Genomic DNA, 21,408 nt, shown 5'->3' with positions numbered 1-21,408 from the left:
CAGTTATTCCTAAAGAGGTTCCGCCATCGGTATATCATCCGCCGGCATAGGCGCTCGCGGAGCGGGAGACGTCACGGGAACGGTATGATTGAGATGACGCGGAATCTGGCGGGGCAAACCCGGTATGTAGTCGGAATCCCCGCGCTGCGGAGCCAGCGGAGCCGCAGAAGGGTCCTCCGAAAGCGGAGGAGCCGTCCGCCGGGCACTCCGCTGAACGCCGCCCACGGGAGTCGCCTTGATTTCGGCATCGGAAGAATCGTCCAGATCAGCGGGAATTTCATGAACCTTGATAGGCTCCATTCCTTCCGGATCATACAGGCCGGGAGGCAGGTTGTCCGGGACTACGGCGGGAACGCGGCCCTGCTCACGGATGGCGGCCGCTTCCGTAGCGGAAGTTTCCTCCACCGGTTCCGCTACGGGAATGTCATCCTTGGGCGGGTCGATGATGGCCTTGATATCCTTCTTCTCCAGTTCAAAAAACTCTTTCACGATGGGCGCGGCAACAGCGCCCCCGCCCAGGGTTTCATGCGGCCGCCCTTCGTGCAGCACCACATACGCAAAACGGGGATTTTCATAGGGCATGAACCCGGCAAACCAGGCCAGGCGCTTGTCTTCCCGCTCCGGCCCCCACTGGGCCGTTCCGGACTTGCCCGCAATGCTGGAATAGGAGAGGCGGGCGCGACCGCCCGTACCGCCTTCAATGACGGCCTTCATCCCCTTGCGCACGCTGGCCAGGGCTTTTTCATAGTCGGGCAGCGGTCGCTGCACCTCCTGGGGCCTGGGGGCGTAAACCACATTGGAATTGCCGTCCTGGATCTGCTTGATCAATTGAAGCCTGGGGAGATAGCCGTTGGCCACGCCCGCCATCATGTGGGCCACCTGGAGAGGCGTCGCCAGCAGGGGACCCTGGCCTATGGACAGGTTGGCGGCATCTCCCGGCATGAAATCGCGCTTGTAATTGCGGATCATGTACTCGCTGGTAGGAACAAGGCCGGGATCATCCGGAAGAGGAAGCCCCGTGCGCTCACCCAGGCCGAAAGCCCGTGCAGTATCCATCAGCGCTTCCGCTCCCAGCCTCAGTCCCATCTGGTACATGAACGGATTGTTGGACATCGCCAGGGCGCGGACACAATTGGCGGGACCCAGAGGCACCTTGCTCCAGTTCTTGAACACGTGGTTGCCGATCGGGATGGAAGCGGGGCAGTCAATCACGGAATCCTCCGTAATTTTCCTGTTTTTGAGCGCGCTGGCAACGGTCATCACCTTGAACGTGGAAGCGGGGGGATAGCGCCCCTGGAACGCACGGGCGCCCAGCGGACCGGCGGGGTCATTGCGCAGGGCATCGTAATCCTTTTGGGAAATGTTCGGGATAAACAGGTTCGGGTCATAGGAAGGCGTGGAGGCCATCACCAGTATTTCCCCCGTCACGCAGTCCAGCACCACCATGGCGCCGCGTCTCTTGCCACGGGAAAGAATGCGTTCCGCATCCCGCTGCCATTTCAGGTTCAGGGTGGTCACCACGGCGCCGCCCGGTTTGGGGCGTATCTGCAGTTCGTCCAGAATCTTGTTGCCGTCCTCGTCAAACATCAGGCGCCATACGCCCGGCGTTCCGGTCAGGGCCTTGTTGAATTCCTTCTCCAGCCCGGCACGCCCCTCCACCTGCTCAAACAGGGGGTCCATGTGGTTGATAGGCCCCGTAGGCAGCTTGCCGCGGGAGCCCACATAACCGCCAATATGGCCTGCAACGGACTTCTCCGGATAATACCGGATGTAAATGGGCATCAGCTGAAGGCCGCGGACATTCTTCACCTTGTCCTTCAGCTTCTCCGCATCTTCCGCGCGGATGACATTGGTCAACGGCAGGGGCAGCCAGCGGCGGTGTTCATAATGCTTCCAGAACTGGTCATCGGAAAAAGTCCATGCCTTTCCGGCTATTTTCTCCGCCTGCTCCAGGCAGTTGCGGGCAAACTCCACCACGCGGGACCTGTCCGGATTCTCAAAAATCTCAAACCTCAAGGCCAGCTGGTAGGCCACCTGCGTTACGGCCAGCGGCTCCCCGTGGCGGTCCAGAATGGGGCCGCGGGGGGCGGGAATCAGGAGGGCCATCGTCCTGGCGGAAGGTCGCGTGCTGGTGTGGGCCTCGCGCGCGGCATCCAGGCGGCCTCCGCTCAAGGAAGGAATCAGGGAAAGGGAATCCAGCCCGCTCTGCTCCTTGTCCGTTTCCCTGGGCATTTCCGGAACATCGCCCAGCCCCTCCCTCTCTCCGGAAGCGGTGCCGTCAGACGTTTTCCTGTCGCCCAGGTCAACGGTTTTTACGGCGTCATCCTCTGCCGGCGCCTGAGCAGGAGTTGCCGCGGGTGCAGCCCGGCGTGAAGAACTTCCCCTGCGGGCGGCCTGGCCGCAGGCCGTGTCCGCAGCAAAGGCGCCCAAACTTGCCAGCAACACCAGGGAACGTATCAAAGCCATCATTTTCATGAACTTGCGGAAGTGTGCCAAATGTACGGGCAGGAATCAACGATTATTCGCGCTTGCACTTACTCCTGAACTACTACGGCCGTTCCCAGGCCGCATTTGTCAAACAAAATGCGGCATGCCTCCACAGGCACCCGGATGCACCCGTGGGAATTGGCATCCCGGTACACGGTCCCCACATGCAGGCCGATTCCTCCGTGAATGCGCATCCACAGCGGCATTTTGGCTCCGATGAACTTGCCGCCGCGCGGAACGGGAGAGGAGGAAGTCGCGTCCGAATTCACGCACTTGCCGCTCACGTCAAACACACTGCCGTAGGACCGGGAACGGTAATCCTCATCCTTCTGGATGATGGTGAACCTGCCCCGCGGCGTTTCATGGGTGGACCTTCCGGTGCAGACGGGGAAATCCATGGCCACCTGGTCGTCGACCCACAGCACGCCGCGCTGGTTCTTCAGATGAATGACAATTTTGCTGTTCTTCGTCCCGGCCCGGCTGATGCGGGCGTCGTGATACCAGACGTCCCGCGTATGGCGGTAATTCGGGTCCGCCACAAAGGCATTGTAGGAAGAGGCATACCTGCCGTCCTTCATCAGCGGCCTGCCGTTGGGAGCCTTCGTGGAGGAGGAGCACCCCGCCAGCAGCACGGACACACACAGGAAAAGGAGGAGGGTAATGGGCGCGCGCGGCATGCGGCTTGCTTACCCTCTCCAACTGCGGAAATCAAGCACGATTCCCTTCCGGCCGGCATGTTTTCACGGAATGATAAAGAAAAGCCCTTTCTCGCGTATATATCCCTGTTCCACCTCTCTCCCGGCCTGCCGTGAATCATCTCTCTCCCACCTCCGAACGCCCCCCAAGACTGGCATCCCTGGATGCCCTGCGGGGATTGGACATGCTCGTCATCCTGGGACTGGACGCGCTTATCCTGCTGCTGGCTTCCAGGGCGCCGGGAAACGGACCGCTCAACACCGCCGCCATCCAGATGACTCATGCCGGCTGGCAGGGACTGCGTCTGTATGACCTCGTCTTCCCCGTCTTCGTCTTCATTGCGGGCGTTTCCATGTCTTTCTCACTGTCACGGCATGCGGATGAAAAAACCGGACCGGGGCCGGGCCTGCTCAAAATCTGGAAGAGGGCCTCTCTCCTGGTCCTCCTGGGAATGCTCGTCAACGGCCCCCTTACCTGGACGGAAGACATGAGGTATGCGTCCGTGCTGGGGCTCATCGGCCTTTCCTGCGCCATGGGGGGCACCTGCGTGCTCCTGCTCAGGCGCCGGAAAGCCATAGCCGCCGCGACAGGCGGCATTCTGGCCCTGGTCGCCCTGCTCCAATTCTTCGGAGGGGACTTCACTCCTTCCGGCTCCGTCAATTCATGGCTGGACGCGCACATGCTCCCGGGGAGCCTGCACGGCGGGACATTTGATCCGGAAGGCCCCCTCTGCATCATTTCCGCAGCCGCCCTGTGCCTGGGAGGCTGGCTGGCCGGAAGCTTCCTGCAGGACGGGCGCGTGCCGCCAATCCGCCGCATCCTGCTGATGCTGGCCGCGGGAACATGCCTGTTCGGAATGGCGTGGGGGCTGGACGGCATCTACCCCATCATCAAGAAAATGTGGACCGGTACATTCGTGCTGGCCGCGGCAGGCGTCTCCCTGATACTGCTGGCTTTTTTCCATCTGGTCATAGACGTCTGGAAATTCCGGATATGGTCGTTCCCCCTGCGTATTATCGGCCTGAACGCGCTGGCGGCCTACCTGATTTACCAGCTTCTCAACATCCACTCCCTCAACCAGCGCATCTTCAGCGGGGCGGCAGACCTGTTCCCGCCCTTCCAGCCCGTTTTTCTGGCCGTCACCCTGCTCCTGCTGCAATGGCTGATTCTTTTTTTCTTCTACAAACGCAGCATTTTTATCAAACTGTAGCCTACTGAACATGATGACATCCGCACGCCTGATCATGCCATTGCTAATGGCACTCACTGCCTGGACGGCCGTTGCCCAGCCGCAAACCTCCCTGCTGCGTCCCGTACCGGGAAAAACCGCACTCCCCCTTCCCGTACCGCCCTACCAATCCTTCTGCTGGTTTGCGGCGGACCGGGGCCGATGGCCCGGCGACGGCAACCGCGTGCTGCCCTGGTTTGGCAAAACGGACCCCGGCAAGCTGATGGACGACAAGCCGAACCCCACCGTCGCGAAGCCGGGCGTGCACGCCATGTTTGCCCTGTTCCATCTCAAGGACGGCCGGTACATGGCCGTACTGCCCGTTGCCGAACCGGATTCCCTGGCCTGGCTGAACATTGACGGAAAGGGAAACTTCATGGTGGAATACGGCACCTTGGGGAAAAACCTCGCCAAACCCCAGTCCGTCCTCGCCGTCATGGCCGTGGACGGCAATATTTACAACACCTGCTCCGCCGTATGGGAAAAAGCCCTGTCCCTCCCCTTTTTGAAAGGCAGAACCCTTCCCCGTGAAAAAAAGGCCTACCCGGAACCCTTCAAATATCTCGGCTGGTGCAGTTGGGAACAATACAAGAAAAACATCACTTCCGCCCTTCTTGAAAAAACGGCGCGCCATCTGGAGGAATCCCCCGTACCCGTCCGGTGGCTGCTGGTGGACGACGGCTTCCAGGTCCAGGAAGGGCTCAAGCTGATCAGCTTCCAGCCCCGGCAGGATAAATTCCCGGAGGGCTGGAAACCCCTCATGAAGCACAAAAGCGCCAAGCTGAAATGGATGGGCCTGTGGCACTGCTATTATGGCCTTTGGAAGGGCATCCACCCCGAACACCGGCTCGGCCCTCAGGCCGCGCGCGGACTGGTCTCCACCCCCAAGGGCTGCATCCTGCCCGGCGACGGTCCTGGCGGAGCCGGAGCATTCTACAAGCCCTTTCTCCAGTCAGTCAGGTATGCCGGATTCGATTTCGTGAAGATCGACGTCCAGGCGGAATACCTGAAACAGGCGGACGGCCTGGACAATCCGGTCCACCACAACACCAAATGCTCCGAGGCGCTGGAAAAGGCATGCCGCCAGACGGGCCTGGAACTGATCAACTGCATGGCCCAGGGAACCGTCAACATCCAGAACACGCGGCACAGCGCCGTCACCCGGTGCAGCATCGACTACAAGATGGGAGACGAGGCCATGGGCAAATCCCACCTACTCCAGTCCTACGCCAACACGCTATGGCTGGGGCAGACTGCATGGCCGGACCACGACATGTTCCATTCCACGGACCCCGCCAGCGCCCGCCTGATGGCCGTCTCCAAGGCCGTATCCGGCGGTCCCGTCTATCTCTCGGACCCGGCGGACAAGCTCAACCCGGAACACATCATGCCCCTCGTCTGGTCGGACGGACTGCTGCTTCGGCCCCTGGCCCCCGCCGTCCCCCTGCCGGACTCCGTCTTTCTGGATGCCCTGAATGAAAACCGCCTTTACCGGGTTATCGCCCCGCTGCCCGGCCAAAGCGCCGCCGTAGTCCTGTACAATCTGAAACACCCCTCTCCGGAAACGGCCGTCCGCGGAAAAATCTCCCTGAACGACTACCGTTACGCCGCCGCCCTGCTGAAAGGAAAGCAGGCGCTAAACTACTACGGGACACCCATGCAAGGCATCGCCGCCTATTCGGCGGAAGGGGGACGCGCCCTCACGGCATCCCGTCCGGAGCTGGACGTGGAGATCACGGGCTTCCAGGACCGCCTGTTCATCCTGGCTCCGATTGTCGGCGGCTGGGCCGTCATTGGCAGAGGGGACAAATTCCTCTCCCCCTGTGCCGTCGAAGGCAGCCCGGAATATGCGGAAACCTCTCTTCGCTTCCGCATCAGGGAATCGGGACCGGTCGTCATCTGGCATGGAAAAGGCCCGGTCAAGGCAGGCGGCACGCCCGTCAAAAACCTGGGAAACGGGTTCTATGAACTTCAATTCCCCGTCTCCTCCCGGCCCTTGGACGTCACGGTAACGGCGGAATGAATTTGCTCGCCACCGGAAAACGGGCCTGTCATGATAAACCCATGTGCATTCTCCGTATCACGCTGGTTTCCGTGGTCCTGCTGACGTGCTCGCTGCCCCCTGCGGCATCCGGAAACACGGCGGCGCAGCCCGTGGCGACGCCAAATGCCCAGGAACCGAAAAAAGCCATTGAACAATTCCTGAGCCTGACCGCCATCTGGATGCTGGAACTGGAATGGACTCACGCCTATGTCAACAAGACGCCCAAGGCGGAAGACTTCCGTAAGGCCATGCTGGCCGCGGGCTTGCAAGACTGCCCTGCGGACTTCCAGGAGGCTTGGCTCAAGCAGGCGGCCAAACCGGGCCGCAACTACGCCGCCCCGGTGCTGCGCAAATACGGCATCAGCCTGAAAGATCTGCGGGAACGGCTCCAGGGAAGCCTGTTCAAAATAGATCCCGGCGTCCGTCCCCCCATCCCGCTTTACGACGAAGAGGAAAAAATCCCCCGCATGGACCCCCGCACCTGCGGAAATCCCAAAGACATCCTGAAGGCGCTGGCGGCTCTGCGGGCCCAGGTCATGGGCCTCACGCCAGCCCAGTTGGAAAAAGCCGCCCGATCCATTGAACGGGTCATGCTGGAATTCACGCTCGCCTACGTGGAAACCTCCATCTGCATGAACGCCGGAGGCATCAGAGAAAGCCAGGTCCGGGAGCTCTTTTCCCCCATCAATACGGAACAATGCCCGGAAGACTTCCGCCGCGCATGGCGGCATGACCTGCCGTTCTTTCTGAAAGGCCGCTTCACGGGTACCGAACTGGCCCTGTCCCCCCTGTGTAAAAAATACGGCGTGGACGAACAGGAACTGCTCCTCCGCGTGCGTAAAAAACTGGCGGAATGGGATGTCAAGCCTCCCACGCCCCGGACGCAGGCCGAATTCCGCCGCGACATGCAGGAAATCAGGGAAAACATGCTGGGCGGCAGGAAATAACGCCCTCCGTACCCGCAAAACGGTCCTTCCACGCGCCGGGCTCAGCCCAGCAGGCCCGCATCCATCCCCTCGTTATACTCCCACAGGCCCTGCTCCACCATGAAAGAGCTCCAACTGTTGAGAAGCTGCTCAAAATAGGCGGCATTCACATTAAAATGGTAAAACGTGTGATCGGCCACGTCCAGAAGCTCGAACCTGGCCTTATTCCTCTTCTTCATCCACAATTCCGCCAGGCGTTCGCTGGTCCGCCACGGCAGCAACCTGTCCCGTCCCCCATGACTGGCGAACAAGGGGGGAAGCCCCTTTTGCAAACGCTTCAGCGGATTCAGGGAATCCCTCTGTTCCGGAGTCATCGTGTCCGTCAGCTTGAACACGGAATCCGCAGAAAGGTCGCATACGCCGCGGAACAGGGCCACCGCCGCAGGTCCGGGCGGCAAAGGAGCTTTTTTACGGAAAAGGGACCAGCGGGCGGGCTGGTCCGGCAGCGCCGCATGCAGGGCCATCAGCCCACCGGCGTCGCTGCCCGCTACGGTAATGCGGGCCGGGTCCAGCCCCAGCAGGGAGGCATTCTCATACACCCAGGCCCAGGCCTCGCGCGCTTCTTCCAGAATATCCAGCGGCTCCACTTCATACGCGCCGCGCGTGCGGAACATTGGAATAATGCCCGCAATGCCCTGCTGGGCCAGATGAAGGGCCCACGGCACAAAATCCCCCAGGCTCTTGCCCACCCACATGCCGCCATGAAAAAACAGGACGGAGGGGATGGAAGCGGACGCCTCATGGCCCGGAGGAAAAAACGCGTAGGCCATCAGTTCCTCTCCGTCGGAAAAGCGCCTCCATGCAAAGCCGGGCTGTTCCCGCAACAGTTTCCTGTAGCGGGCTTCCGCCAGATGATCGGCTTCCGTGAACAATTCCATGAGAACGGCTTCATGATGCAATTGTGTTGCACTCCGCGCAAGTTTGATGTCTAAATAATCGTGTAATGACCTTCCGCTCCTTCCTTGCCCTTGCCTGCTGCACCGCAGCCCTCGTGAATTCCGCTCCCGCGGCACCGCGCCCTGGAGACTCCCAATTGAGGGACGATCTGGACGTGGCCTACAACACCTGGCGCCTGCACATGCTCCGCGGCAACTATGACGGATGGAGGGCCACTACCTCCGCCTACCGCCAGGTAAAAGTCCGCAATCTGGCCGTTTCCGAAAAGCGCCCTTTCCCCGCCTCCCTGTTCAGGCAGCCTATGGCGCCTCCGGCCCTGTCTCCGCTCATGTACGTGGGTTCCGTGGTGGACGGCCCTACGGCGGCGGCCACCTATTACGGAAAAGTGGACCTGGGACTGGGCGAGGAGCCCACAGACGCCAATGCTCTGGTCCTGCTGTTCACCAATGAACGCGGCAAATGGAAATACGACCAGGCCCGCTTCTTCAACCTCTCCCGCCTCCCCGCCGTCAGGGACCGCCTGAAGCGCGGAGACGCCACCGTGCTCATGGAGCAGGACGGATTCCAGCCTCTTGGAAAAATCCCGCCCGTGCCTCCTCTCTGCCCTCCGGCCAAATACATCGCCAAAATCCTGGTGGACTGCCCCGGCCGCACCGTAAAGGCCAATATCAACAACATCTCCCAGCATGAATTTGACAACACCAGGCAGGCGGAAGTCATCTCCGGAGGCCTCAGAGACGGGGGCAACTCCATCACGCTGAACTTTGCAGACAGCCCCAGCGGCGAAAAAGGAGCCGTGCTGGTGGAAGTGTACATCATGCCGGAAATTCCAGGCCACCTCCCCGCACGCGCCTTCTCCTACTTCGTTCCGCCCAAGGAACTCCCAAGAAACGGGCCTTCGCTGATCAACGTCACCCCGGAATTATTAAAGACCATGGTCCCTAAAAGCGCACCCGCCGTACCGGGCGCCGCTAAATAAAATCGTCATTCTTCAACGTTTCCTGCGCGGGTCCGGTCATACCGCCATATGACAACTCAACCTCAAGTCAACAGCACCTCGGTGTCCGGCGGTTCATGGTGGATGGGCATCCTTGGCGTCATTGAGCTATTTCTTGGATTTATTGCTCTGGCGTCCCCTTGGCTCGTAGGAGCCAGCTTCATCTGGGTCATCGGCATCATGCTGATGGTACTGGCCGTCATCCGGCTGGTGCAGGTATTTACCGTTCCGGCCTCCAGAGGGTGGAACCTGGTAATGGCCATCCTGTACGCCATCGTCGGCTGGTTCCTGTTCCGTGACCCGAACATCTCCCTGGCCATCACCACGCTCATCATCGGATGGGGCCTGGTCATCGCAGCCGTCTTCCAGGGCGCCTTATGGCTCCAGACCCGCTCCCTTCCTGCCAGCGGATGGCGCCTGTTCAATGTAATCATTACGCTGATTCTTGGTCTCATGGTCATCTTCGGCTGGCCGGAATCCTCCGCCTGGTTCATCGGCACGCTGGTTGCAGTGGAACTCATCTTCTCCGGATGGACGCTGCTCCTGTACGCCTTCAGCGGCCGCTCCGGCCGTCTCCGCGAATCACTTTAATCATTCATGCCCCTCACCCAGGAAGAAACGGAACGCTACGCAAGGCATCTTTCCCTGCCGGAACTGGGCGAGGAAGGGCAGCAAAAACTCAAACGGGCGCACATCGCCCTGGTGGGCCTCGGGGGGCTTGGTTCCCCCGCGGCCCTTTACCTTGCCGCCGCCGGAGTGGGCAGGCTCACCCTCATTGATCCGGACGAGGTCACCCTCTCCAATCTCCAGCGCCAGATCCTGCACGCCACGGACTCCGCCGGAACCGCCAAGACGGACAGCGCGTCCTGCCGCCTGAAAGCCCTGAACCCCGCCGTGGAAATCACCACGGCCACGGAACGCCTCACGCCGGACAATGCCCTGGCCCTGCTGGAAAAATGCGACTTGGCCGTGGACGCTTCAGACAACTACGCGGCACGCTTTGCCCTGGCGGATGCCTGCGCCGCCCTCCGCATCCCGCTGGTGCACGGCGCCGTGAAAGGCTTCATCGGCCAGGCGACCGTGTTCGCCCCCCACGAAGGCACGGCCTGCTACCGCTGCCTCTTTCCGGAGGAAACGCCCATGCAGGAGGAAGACACCGCCTCCGCGGCGGGCATCCTGGGCGCGCATGCGGGAATCATCGGGTGCATCCAGGCGCTGGAAGCCCTGAAAGCCCTTGCCGGCATCCCCTCTCCGCTCAGGGGAGGGCTGCTCTCCGCGGACACCCTGCGCATGCGATTCACGGTCATTCCCCTGCATCCCAGCCCCACCTGCAAATGCAGGAACGGAGGGGAGGAGGAGCCGCAATGAAAAATTGACGGAAGAAGGGGCCTCTGGCATCATTCCCGCCAGATATGAACCATTTAACACGCGCCAGATCCGTTTTTGAAATGGAGATTGAAGAACTGCGTGGCGTCCTGTCCCGGCTGGATGAAAACTTCAACAAGGCCGTGGACCTCATGTCCCTGGCCCTGGACCGCGGCAACAAGATCGTCATCGCCGGCGTCGGAAAATCCGGCAACGTCGGGGCCAAAATCGTAGCCACCCTGAACTCCACGGGCACGCCCACCGTCATGCTGGACTCCCTGAACGCCCTGCACGGGGACCTGGGCATCGTCCAGGACGGAGACGTCTGCATCGCCATGTCCTTCTCCGGGGAAACCACGGAACTCCTGACCCTCCTTCCCTTCATCAAGCGCTTTGAACTTCCCGTCATCTCCATGACGGGGAACATCCATTCTTCTCTGGCCAAATACTCGGACGTCGTCCTGGACACGGGAGTTTCCCGCGAGGCCTGCCCGCTGAACCTGGCCCCCACGTCCAGCACCACGGCCATGCTCGTCATGGGGGACGCCCTCGCCATGGCCCTGGTGGAAGCGCGCCACTTCACCGCAAGAGACTTTGCCAAACGCCACCCGGGCGGCTCCCTGGGCCGCGCCCTCCTTACCAGGGTGAGCGACATCATGCGCCAGGGGGATGAAATGGCCATTCTTCCGGAAACGGCCACCGTCAACGACTGCCTGAAAGCAATGACCACCGCCCACACGGGAGCCTGCATCCTGCTCACGGCGGACGGCAAACTGGCCGGCATCTTCACCCACGGCGACTTCGTCAGGGCCTACGGCGCCAACCCTCTCATCGGCCAGCAGCCCGTCGGCGGCCTCATGACCCGCAACCCCATCTACGTGATGGAAGACGACCTGGCGGCGGAAGCCGTGAAAGCCGTCAGCAACCGCCACATTGACGACCTGGTGGTACTCAACAAGGACATGGCGCCCGTCGGCATCATCGACCTCCAGGACCTGGCACGGATGAAGCTGGTCTAACCTCCGCATCCGTCCGACACTCTCCGGCATCCGTGGTAGAAAAGTAACAAATCCATCACGGATGCCTTTTTCATTGAACGGAACCCGTTCCTTCTCCAATCTAAAAAAAATCGGCATGTCTCTCAAATTCCTTATACCCCTCATCACCTGCGCCTGGGGCTTCTCCCATGCCCAGGACATCTCCGTTGCCCAGGAAACCCCGGCACAGCAGAAACAGGAGGAAACCTCCCCGGAAGTCCCCCTGCCGGACGGCAAGACGGTACCCAAATTCGAACCGCTGGACGACCACCGCATCAAGATAGGTAACGTCATCGTCAACCACAAGGAGCGCACCGTCAGCTTCAATGCCCAGGTCAACATGAAAGAGGGCATTCTGGAATACGTCTGCTGCATGCCCAACGGCAAGCTTCATGAATCGCTGCTGGTGTCCGAGGCGGACCCCCTGCACATCAGTCTGGGCATGACCCTTCTCAAATTTCACCGTTTTGAAAAATTCTTCCCGGTCCGGGATGAAAACTTTGAATGGCTTCCTTTCACGGAGCCCAAACCGGCGGACTATGCGGACGCCTATGTCCAGATTGTCATGACCTACACGCAGGACGGCAAGGAACAGAAAAGCGACTTTTCCGACTTCGTCGTCAACTCCCAAACCCGCAAGGGGATTGATCCCAAGGACTGGCTCTACACCAACTCCTTCTTCTACGAAGGGGCCTACCAGGCCAGCCTGAGCGGGGAAATCATCTCCATCTTTGCCAGCCGCACCTCCCCCATCAACTACATCGGAGACTTCCACGACGGCGTCAATGACACGGGCTGGATCGTCAATCCCCGGAAAAACCTGCCCGTCGGCACCAACGTCACCGTCACCATCTCTCAAAAAACGGTCCAACCCAAACAATAACCATCATGTTTAAATCCGTACTTTCATTAACTCTGGCCGCCGCGCTGGGCACGGCGGCATTGGGGCAAACCACTCTCACGGCAGTTCCGGGAGAAGCGGCCTCCGCCAAATACGCCTCCATCAAGCAGGAAATCCTGCGCGCCATTGAAAAAGGGAATGAATACCTGAAAAACAAACAGAATCCGGAAGGCTACTGGGCCCAGCCCTCCTACCCGGCCCTGACGGCCCTGGCGGTCACCGCCTATATGCGCGATCCGGAAAACCAGGGCAAGCCCCTCCCAGAATACATCCGGAAGGGATACGACTTCATCCTGAAATCCCAGAAAGAGGACGGCTCCATCTTCAACCGCGGCATGTCCTCCTACAACACGGCCGTGTGCATGATGGCCCTGCTGGCCGCCAACAAGGAGGAATACGCCCCCGCCATCCTCAAGGCGCGCGCCTACCTCATCAAGCAGCAGAACCACTTCGCTCCGGACAACCCCTACAACGGCGGCATCGGCTACGGGGACAAAAAGGCTCCCCCCATTGCGGACCTCTCCAACACCTCCCTGGCCCTGGAAGCCATCTACTACTCCCAGAAACTCGCCAAGGACGGCAAATACGGCGAACAGCCCGACCTGGACTGGAACGCGGCCACGGAATTCATCAACCGCTGCCAGCAAAACCCCGCCGTCAACAAGGAACCCTGGGTATCGGATGACAAATCCCAGCTCGGCGGCTTCGTGTACCGCCCCGGCGTAGCAAGCGCCAAGGATGCGAAAAGCGCCGCCTTTGACAAGGCGGAACCGCCCAAGGCCTACGGCAGCATGACCTATGCGGGCATGCAGTCCCTTATCTACGCCAACGTGGACAAAAACGATCCCCGTGTCAAGCTGGCCCTCAAATGGCTGGAAAACAGCTACAACCTGGATGAAAACCCCGGCATGGGCGTCCAGGGCCTTTACTACTACTACCAGGCCATGTCCAAGGCCCTCAGCGCCCTGGGCATCGACTACCTGACCCTGGAAGACGGCCGCAAGGTGGACTGGCGCGACGAACTGGCCAACAAGCTCATCTCCATCCAGAAAAGCGACGGCTCCTGGGTGAACACCAACAACCGCTGGTGGGAGGCGGACCCCGTCCTGGTCACGGCATACTGCGTCCTTTCCCTGGAGCAATTGTACCACTCCATCCCCAAATAGACGTCCCTTGACGGTTTCAAGAGCCGGGAGGAATTCCATTCCTTCCGGCCTTTTTCATTTCTGGAAATGAACGCCTAAAACAACAAAAGGGTCTTTACTGAATCATTCCCCTTTCATGAACAGCATTGATTCCATCACCATCGCCGCGGCAGGCTGGGGCCTGCTGGTCCTCCGCCTCACCCTGGCCCTGATCCTGTGGCCCCACGGCGCCCAGAAAGTGCTGGGCTGGTTCGGCGGCGCGGGATGGGACGGAACCTACCGGACATTTACGGAAAAAATGGGCATTCCGCCGTTCCTCACCAAGGTGGCCATGCTCACGGAATTCTGCGCCCCCATCTGCCTGGTCCTGGGGCTGTTCACACGGGTAGCGGCGCTGGGAGTCATGATCATGATGATCGTTGCCATGACCAAGCACCTCAAAAACGGCTACTTTGCCAACTGGTCCGGCAAAAAGGCTGGGGAAGGAATTGAATTCCATGTTCTTTACGCCGGAGCGGCACTGGCTCTTCTGCTGACCGGACCCGGACCCTGGTCCATAGACGCGTGGTTCATGAACATCGTGCACGCCATCTTCGGCTGACGGGCATGTCCCCTCCGGGAAGCATAGGACATACTTTCCTGTTCTCAACGCCGCCGCACTCTGGTACTCATAAGGGAGAGGCCGCCCATTTGCGGGAGGCCCTTCCTTTTTTGCCTTCCATCCCCGCCCGCTCATGACCAGCCTGAAAAGAACCAAACTCCGGCAATGCACCAACTGCCTATGCGTTATCAACGGCGTCTGGGAATGGGTGGAGGAATGCGCCCGGGAAGCGGCGGACGAGGAACCCGCCATGCGCGGCATTCTGGACGACGTCTGCCTCTCCCGCAACTCCCTGGCCACCTCCATCTCCGCACGGCTGGCCCGCAAGCTCTCCCGCCGGGACATGCCGCGGGAACTGATCGAGCCCCTCATCAGGGAAGCCCTGGCGGATGAAGAAAGCATTCTGAGCCAGATCGCCCACGATCTGATCGCCATCGTGGACCGTGATCCGGCCTGCCGCACCCCGCTGGAACCCCTGCTGTTCTACAAGGGGTTCCACGCCATCACCACCTACCGCATTTCCCACTGGCTGTGGAAACACGGCCGCACGATCATGGCCCTGCAATTCCAAAGCCTTGCCAGCGAAGTATTTGCCGTGGACATCCACCCCGCCGCCTCCATCGGGTGCGGCATCCTGCTGGACCACGCCACCAGCTTCGTGGTGGGGGAAACCGCCATCATCCGCGACAACGTCTCCATCCTGCATGAAGTCACGCTGGGAGGCACCGGGAAAGAGGAAGGGGACCGCCACCCCATCGTGGAATCCGGCGTTTTGATCGGCGCCGGAGCAAAAATTCTGGGCCGTGTCACCATCGGCCAATGCGCAAAAATCGCGGCCTGCTCCGTCGTGCTGGAAGATGTCCCGCCGCACACCACCGTGGCAGGCGTTCCGGCCGTCATTGTCAATGACTCCGTTCCGGATAATCCCGCGCTGGAAATGAACCAGTGTCTTTGCGACTGACGGCTAACGGATTACGAATCCGGCCTCAATCCAAAATTCTTACGTTCAAAGTATTACAAATTTTAATATATTGAAATGAAGGATGTTGCGTTACGGCTGGTCTTTTTTTGAGTCATATATCTCTCTCCTCCATTATCAAGGAACAGGGGCACTTTCGCGTTGGTTCGGAGAGATGCTGCGAATTCGTAATTCGCATATTCATAAAATATGCATCCAAGATTACCCCTTTCCCTGAAAGCCGCGCTTCTGGCTTCCTGCATTTTCTGCCCCTTCATCACCTCTGCTTCCGTATCTGACGGCAGCCTCGGCAACGTCATGTATGTGGGGGACTCCATCACACACGGCATCAACAGCGGCTCCTACCGCTGGGCTCTGCACAAAATCTTCGCGGACAACGGCATTTCCTACAGTGCGGCGGGCATCAACACCGGCAACTACTCCGGCGGCGTGGCGGCGGGTATCTCCTACGGCGGCCGCGTATTCAACAACGCCCATTCCTCCCAGGCAAGCGCCCGCGCCTATGAAATCGCAGGACGCGCAGATGGTGCCAATTACGGACGCTTCAACGGTTCCAACATTAACAACTGGCTGGGCCTTAGCACGGAAAAAACAAAAGGAGGTACTTACACCGGACAAACGTTCACCGGCACCGCCGCCCCAGGCACCTTCTTCATCCTGGCCGGCACCAACGATCTTCTTTCCGACGGCAACAACGGCACGCTCAACGACCGCCTCTCCACCGTCACACAAAACCTGCTTGGAGACATGGATTCCATAGTGGGAGCCATGAAAACCGCCAATAGCAACGCGGAAATCATCGTCCTTTCCATCCCGTGCTGGACCCAGCACTCCAATGGCAATTCCAATGCGACCCACCAGGCCGTGGCCGACTACAATGAATCCCTTAAAAACTGGGGCCGGGACAAGGACGGCGTTACGGTCATTGACGCCAACCAGGGCATCATTGACGTGGCCTCATCCACCCCCTTCTACGGAGTCAGGTCCATGTTCAACAATCCCGCGGGGGACGGCCTGCATCCAAACGCCCAGGGCGATTTGCTGATGGCGGGAAACCTGGCCAAAGGCATGGGCTACGCGGGACGGTCAGCCGGACAGGAAAGGAAAGCCGCCCACGAGCTGGGCGTCAACTTTGGCCAGACGCCGGCTATCACCCAGCAGGAGCTGACGGCCAAGGGCTTTACTGCCAATAACGTCACCATCTCTAATAACACGATCAACTTCAACAAGTCCGGCAGCAGCACCCTGACCTACAACTGGGGTGCCTCCCAGGGGCAGGACAAAGGCTACACGGTGGATTTCACCCTGCGCCTGGGCAACGGTGCCACAGGCGGCTGGGACACCACAAACAACTTTTCCCTGAATCTGGGCAACGGAACGCTGAACGTCAATGAAGCGTACATCCAGTGGGGCAGCACCATCCTGTACTCCAAGGACATGTCCGCCAACGCGGACTCCATCCGCGTAGCCTACGTAGCGGGGGACAACGCTCACGGACTCAGCGCGGGCTACTACGTCTGGCTGGGAGACGTCCTGATCGGGGAAGCGCAGACGGCGGCAGGGGGCAGCTCCTCCGGCCTCACCTTCAGCTATTCCGGCACGCTGGATGCCATCCTGTCCAATCTGGCATTGGACGGCTCTCTCTCCTACGCTCCCTCCTCCAGCGGCATTACCGGGCCGGAAGCCATTTACCTGGCTCATGGGGGAGCCTCCGCCCTGAAACCGGGCATGATTGAATGGACCACGGACACCGGCGCCACAGCCGTAGCGCCGGCGGGAGCCGACAACACGTACAATGTCCGCAACAGCGCCAACTCCAACATTGCCGTCATTACGGGAACGGGAAGTACCAGACTCATTCATGCCAACAGCGGCGCGTACGGTACTGCGGAAAACCGCCAGGACCTGTGGGTAACGCTGGGGGAAGGCGTCATAAGCGATAACGGCTGGATAGGCGGCCACACGTCAGACGACCTGTACGGGGACATCAACTTGCGCTTTGCGGAAGGTTCCATCGGCAAATCGACCGTCTTCGGCACGGTTAACGCCGGAACCGTCCACGGGGACATTTACCTGGAATTCTCCTCTTCCACCGGAAACTTTGATACCTCCTTCACTGCCGGGGAGGCGGACCGCACCTCCGTAGCGGGAGCCTATGCCACCGCCGTGAACGGAGACATTACCATGGTGTTCAATGACGGCATTTTCTCCCACCGCATCTTCGGCGGGGTTTACACGGGGAGCAAAACCATCTCCGGCTCCACCTCCCTTTACATCAACGGCGGCACGTTCATGAATGAAATTTATGCCGGGAACAAGACGCAGGGAACGATTGCCCAGGGAACCAGCCTGACCATCACGGGCACGAACGCCATTCTGGGCAAGGCTGACGGAGACAACTGGGCGTGGACGCTCCTGTGCGGCGGCAACAAAACCAGCGGCACCATCAACGGAGGCACCACCATCACCCTGAAGGACATTGCCGCCACTGCCGGAGACGGATCCGAACACAAATTTGACAAATACGCCGGCACGATTGACGGCAAGGGTGGCGGGACGGTGAACGGGGAAAAGAAGCTCGTCTTTGACCACTACACCGCCGGCTTCCTGGGAACGCTCCAGAACTTTGACAAGGTGCAGGTCACCGGCAACTCGGATCTCGCTCTGGACAAGGCGCTGGGCGATACGGTCGCCTCCCTGACGGTGGATGCAGGCTCCACCCTCCGGTTCAACCAGGACCAGGGGGCTACGCTGGAGATTACCAACAACGGCACGATTCGCACCTCGCACAACCTGACCCTCAAATCCGCAGACACCGGGGCCGGCACCTACCGGGTGGAAGGAGGCACGCTGGACCTGGCCGGACAGGCCGTCTCCGGAAACATATCCATCTGCGAGGGCGCTCTGGCCAACACGGCAGGTCTGGGAGCCGGCAGCGTCTCCGTCTCCGGCATCACCGGAAACATCAGCCTGGGCGGGCTGGAGGGCGGCAAGCTGGGCTCCATCAACATGGGCAGCGGCACCGGCACCATCTCCGGCCTGACGGGCCATGCGGACCTCTCCGGCTCGGACACCCAATTGAGGCTTTCCGCCGCCAACATGGGCGCGGAGGGCACGGGAATCATCCAATTCAATAACGCGGACGGTTCCAGCCTCACGCTGGGAGAACTCACCCTGACGCTGACGGCGGATGCCGTGGCCCGGCTCACCGCTCCCGGAGACTATGCCTTCCACATCACCAACGCCGCTCTTCATGCAGACCCCAACAACATCACGCTGAGCGAATACAACGGCATGGCCTGGGACATTACCCGGACGGAAGGCGGCCGGGTGATCATCTCCTTTGGTCAGCTGGACGCCATGGTCATTGACAGCAACACCGTCAAAAACGTCACCTCCGCCGCCACCCTGGGAGCAACGCCCAGCGTCACCAACAACGGAACGCTCAACATTGACTTGTCCCAGGGGACTGCTCCCCAGGACAAGGCAACCACCATCCGCTACCTGGCCGGCACGGAAGCCGCTGCCCTTCTCAACACGGGCACGGACCATGATGTAATCATCACGCTGCTCAATGAAACCTCCGCAGACCCGGACAAACCCGGCAACACCGCTTACGCAGGCTCCATTCTGGGAAGCGCCCAACTGGTCAAGGACGGAGAACGGAGGCTGACCATTGACGGCAGAATCACCGCCTCCGCTCTGAACGTGCAGCAGGGGGAACTCGTGCTCCAGAACACAAAGGAAAGCTCCATCATCTCCGGCGCCCTGAACGTGGAGCAGGATGCCGCTCTGACGCTCAACTCAGCCTCCCTGGCCGCCGCGGACCTGACGGGCTCGGGCTCCATCACCCTGGCCGGGGGGGCCCTGCTCACCATCGCCAGGGACACGCTTTCGGACCTGACGCTCAACGCGGCCATCTCCGGGACAGGCACCCTGAAGCTGGACAACTGCAATCTGGTTCTAGGCACGGGCAGCAATCTGGGAGAAAACGTGCTGCTCCATCTGGGCGGCGGCGGCCTGCGCCTGCAGGACGGCTCCACGATCGCCCTGGAAGGCCTGCACCAGGAGCAGGAAAACGGCACGCTCCACCTGGGGGCAAACGGACGTCTGGAACTGGCCTCCAACGACGGGAAAACCTACTCCTTCAAGGGAAACATCACCGGTACGGGCGCCATCGCCCACCGTGGGGAAGGCACGCAGATCATCCTCTCCTCCGGGAACGGCAATGTGGACGTCAGCCATACCCAAGTGGGCGGCCACCTCGTACTGGGAGACAAGGATCTGGCGTCGGAGGGCGCCATCGCCTACAGGGACATCTCCATAGGCAGCAACACCCGGGACGCCTCCGGACTGGACGCCACGGCGGACCTCTCCCTGATGAACAACACCACGGCCAACACGCTCTCCATGGCCTCCAACGGCAAACTCTACCTGGGCGGCAACCCCAGCCAGAGGGCGGTCCGGCTCGTGCTGACCGGCAGCAACGGCGGCGTGGCGGCGGACCTGGCCTCCGGCGCATCGCTGGACCTCACCGTCAACACGGAAACCGTCTCGCACAGCGCCGATGCCCGCTGGGCGGCCATCCAGGCGGAAAACGGCTCCATCCGCATCAACGGAACCTCCCCGTCCATCAACGTCAACATTTACGGCCTCGGCTCCGCGGGGGACTGGGCTATCCTGCCTCAATTCACCATCAACGCCCTCTATGCGGAAAACGGCCTGGTCACGGCGGACGGGGCCAGCTGGACGGCGGACATGGTGAACCTGACCTATGCCGGCTTTGCCAACCTCGTCTATGACATCGGCAAAGTGCTCTCCGGCGACGGCAAGCTCTTCCAGGTCCAATTCACCAAACTGGGGGACAGCCCGCTGAAGGGCTACGCCTCCACGGACAACCAGAAAACCGCCGTGGACAGCCTGTGGGCCGTCACCTCCGCCCCGCAGGACATCAGCCCCGCCATGATGGAATTCCTCAATGCCGTGGGAAACGCCCAGGCCGCCGGTGACACGGGAACCATCCAGTCCGCCCTCTCCTCCTATGCGGGCAGCGGGATTACCGCTCTGCACTCCGCCCAGAAGGGAGCCCTGAAGGACCAGGTGCTGCACCTGAGAAACAGAATCACGCACATGGGAGCCTCCCTGCAATACGTCAACGACGACCTTCCCCGCTTCAACACCTGGATTGAAGGGGAGGGCGGCTACCGCAAGCTGGATGACCGAATGGACGAATCAGGCTACAAGCTCAACACCTGGGGGGGCACCTTCGGCTTTGACGTCACGTGCAGCGACAGCTTCGTGTGGGGCGCGGCCTTCTCCGCCAGCTACGGGGATCTGGACGCCTACAGGGCCAACGGAAACCTGGACTCCTACTACGGCAACCTGTTCTTGCGCCTCCAATCCGGCCGCTGGGCCCACAACCTCATTCTCACCTACGGATGGAATGACGCCACCCTCAACCGCACGGCGGGCGTGGCGGGAACCGACATGTACTCCATGCACGGCAGTACCAGCGGCAGCAGCTGGGGCGCGTTCTATGAAGGCACGTATGACCTGTACCTGAACGAAAACAGGACTTCCGTCTTCCAGCCCCTGGTGAATGGCTCCATCTACAAGAGCCGGATGGACGGCTTTACGGAAACCGGAGGCCTGGGCATGAGCGTGGAGGACATGGACTCCACCTACGGCACGGTGGGGCTGGGCGCCAGGCTCCGCGGGGAACTCTCGGAAAGTCTGATGGGAAGAGCCTCTATGGGCGAACTGCGGGTGCAGGTTGTCCAGAACCTGGGCGACCGGAAAACCACCGCCGCGCTGGCGCCCGTCGGCGCGCCGGGAGCCGGCTTCCGTGTGAACGGGGCCAGGGAAGGCTCCACCGGCGTGCAGATAGGAGCCGGCCTCACCATTCCGGTGGGTTACACCGGCTCGCTCTTTGCGGATGTCAACGCCGACTTGCGCAGCCGTGCCAACAGCCTCAACGGAAGCATCGGTTACAGACTGACCTTCTAATTTAAAAATCTTCGGGGTGTAATTGCAACCGGGGGCATC

General features: G+C 60.8%; 15 protein-coding genes. 12 read left to right on the top strand and 3 right to left on the bottom strand.

Features of this window, described 5'->3' with window-relative positions; translation table 11 throughout:
• Positions 1–9: 9 nt before the first annotated feature.
• Both V3C19_RS01860 and V3C19_RS01855 read right to left on the bottom strand, forming a co-directional pair.
• Positions 10–2,469 (bottom strand): penicillin-binding transpeptidase domain-containing protein, encoded by a 2,460-nt coding sequence (locus V3C19_RS01860; RefSeq protein ID WP_303191991.1) that lies wholly within the window; start codon positions 2,467–2,469, stop codon positions 10–12.
• A gap of 65 nt (positions 2,470–2,534) precedes the next feature.
• Positions 2,535–3,164: a L,D-transpeptidase gene (locus V3C19_RS01855; RefSeq protein ID WP_130083549.1), complete on the bottom strand. Its 630-nt coding sequence runs from the start codon at positions 3,162–3,164 to the stop codon at positions 2,535–2,537.
• Positions 3,165–3,295: 131 nt separating this feature from the next.
• Here V3C19_RS01855 and V3C19_RS01850 point away from each other — a divergent pair, with 131 nt between their 5' ends.
• Genes V3C19_RS01850 through V3C19_RS01840 form a run of 3 tightly spaced genes read left to right on the top strand, consistent with a single transcriptional unit; the run spans position 3,296 to position 7,402 of the window.
• The gene (locus V3C19_RS01850; RefSeq protein WP_295933056.1) at positions 3,296–4,393 is read left to right on the top strand and encodes a heparan-alpha-glucosaminide N-acetyltransferase domain-containing protein; all 1,098 of its coding nucleotides are present in this window, start codon (positions 3,296–3,298) and stop codon (positions 4,391–4,393) included.
• A 46-nt stretch (positions 4,394–4,439) separates the two neighbouring features.
• On the top strand, positions 4,440–6,434 hold the full coding sequence (locus V3C19_RS01845; protein WP_330937131.1) for a Sip1-related alpha-galactosidase: 1,995 nt from the start codon (positions 4,440–4,442) through the stop codon (positions 6,432–6,434).
• A gap of 41 nt (positions 6,435–6,475) precedes the next feature.
• Positions 6,476–7,402 (top strand): hypothetical protein, encoded by a 927-nt coding sequence (locus V3C19_RS01840; protein WP_295933063.1) that lies wholly within the window; start codon positions 6,476–6,478, stop codon positions 7,400–7,402.
• A 41-nt stretch (positions 7,403–7,443) separates the two neighbouring features.
• On the opposite strand, the gene V3C19_RS01835 is transcribed toward V3C19_RS01840, so the two are convergent.
• Entirely contained in the window at positions 7,444–8,319 is an 876-nt protein-coding gene (locus tag V3C19_RS01835) for an alpha/beta hydrolase (protein ID WP_295875131.1), read from the bottom strand.
• A gap of 65 nt (positions 8,320–8,384) precedes the next feature.
• Between V3C19_RS01835 and V3C19_RS01830 the strand changes: the two genes are divergently transcribed.
• From V3C19_RS01830 to V3C19_RS01790, 9 genes are all read left to right on the top strand, one after another.
• Positions 8,385–9,317, top strand: coding sequence for a hypothetical protein (locus V3C19_RS01830; RefSeq protein ID WP_295933066.1), 933 nt, complete (start codon positions 8,385–8,387; stop codon positions 9,315–9,317).
• Between the two features lie 48 nt (positions 9,318–9,365).
• A complete protein-coding gene (locus tag V3C19_RS01825; protein WP_082770231.1) occupies positions 9,366–9,926 on the top strand; it encodes a DUF308 domain-containing protein in 561 nt (186 codons plus the stop codon).
• Between the two features lie 6 nt (positions 9,927–9,932).
• Complete coding sequence (locus tag V3C19_RS01820; protein WP_295933068.1) at positions 9,933–10,703, top strand: HesA/MoeB/ThiF family protein; 771 nt, start codon at positions 9,933–9,935, stop codon at positions 10,701–10,703.
• A gap of 44 nt (positions 10,704–10,747) precedes the next feature.
• Positions 10,748–11,719: a KpsF/GutQ family sugar-phosphate isomerase gene (locus tag V3C19_RS01815; protein WP_295875138.1), complete on the top strand. Its 972-nt coding sequence runs from the start codon at positions 10,748–10,750 to the stop codon at positions 11,717–11,719.
• Between the two features lie 115 nt (positions 11,720–11,834).
• Positions 11,835–12,620: a YdjY domain-containing protein gene (locus V3C19_RS01810; protein WP_130083557.1), complete on the top strand. Its 786-nt coding sequence runs from the start codon at positions 11,835–11,837 to the stop codon at positions 12,618–12,620.
• 5 nt (positions 12,621–12,625) lie between these two features.
• On the top strand, positions 12,626–13,804 hold the full coding sequence (locus V3C19_RS01805; protein WP_130083558.1) for a prenyltransferase/squalene oxidase repeat-containing protein: 1,179 nt from the start codon (positions 12,626–12,628) through the stop codon (positions 13,802–13,804).
• Between the two features lie 115 nt (positions 13,805–13,919).
• Positions 13,920–14,384 carry a DoxX family protein gene (locus V3C19_RS01800; RefSeq protein ID WP_130083559.1) on the top strand — a complete coding sequence of 155 codons (465 nt, stop codon included), beginning with the start codon at positions 13,920–13,922 and terminating at the stop codon, positions 14,382–14,384.
• A 133-nt stretch (positions 14,385–14,517) separates the two neighbouring features.
• Positions 14,518–15,345 carry a serine O-acetyltransferase gene (gene cysE / locus V3C19_RS01795; protein ID WP_130083560.1) on the top strand — a complete coding sequence of 276 codons (828 nt, stop codon included), beginning with the start codon at positions 14,518–14,520 and terminating at the stop codon, positions 15,343–15,345.
• Positions 15,346–15,552: 207 nt separating this feature from the next.
• A complete protein-coding gene (locus tag V3C19_RS01790) occupies positions 15,553–21,369 on the top strand; it encodes an autotransporter domain-containing protein (protein WP_295933076.1) in 5,817 nt (1,938 codons plus the stop codon).
• The last annotated feature ends 39 nt before the right edge of the window (positions 21,370–21,408 follow it).

Origin of the sequence: Akkermansia sp. AE01SA01, from assembly GCF_036417395.1 — a bacterium.
Taxonomy (GTDB): Bacteria; Verrucomicrobiota; Verrucomicrobiia; order Verrucomicrobiales; family Akkermansiaceae; genus Akkermansia.
Note: the sequence above shows the minus strand (reverse complement) of the source record. Positions and strands in the feature narration are given on the sequence as shown.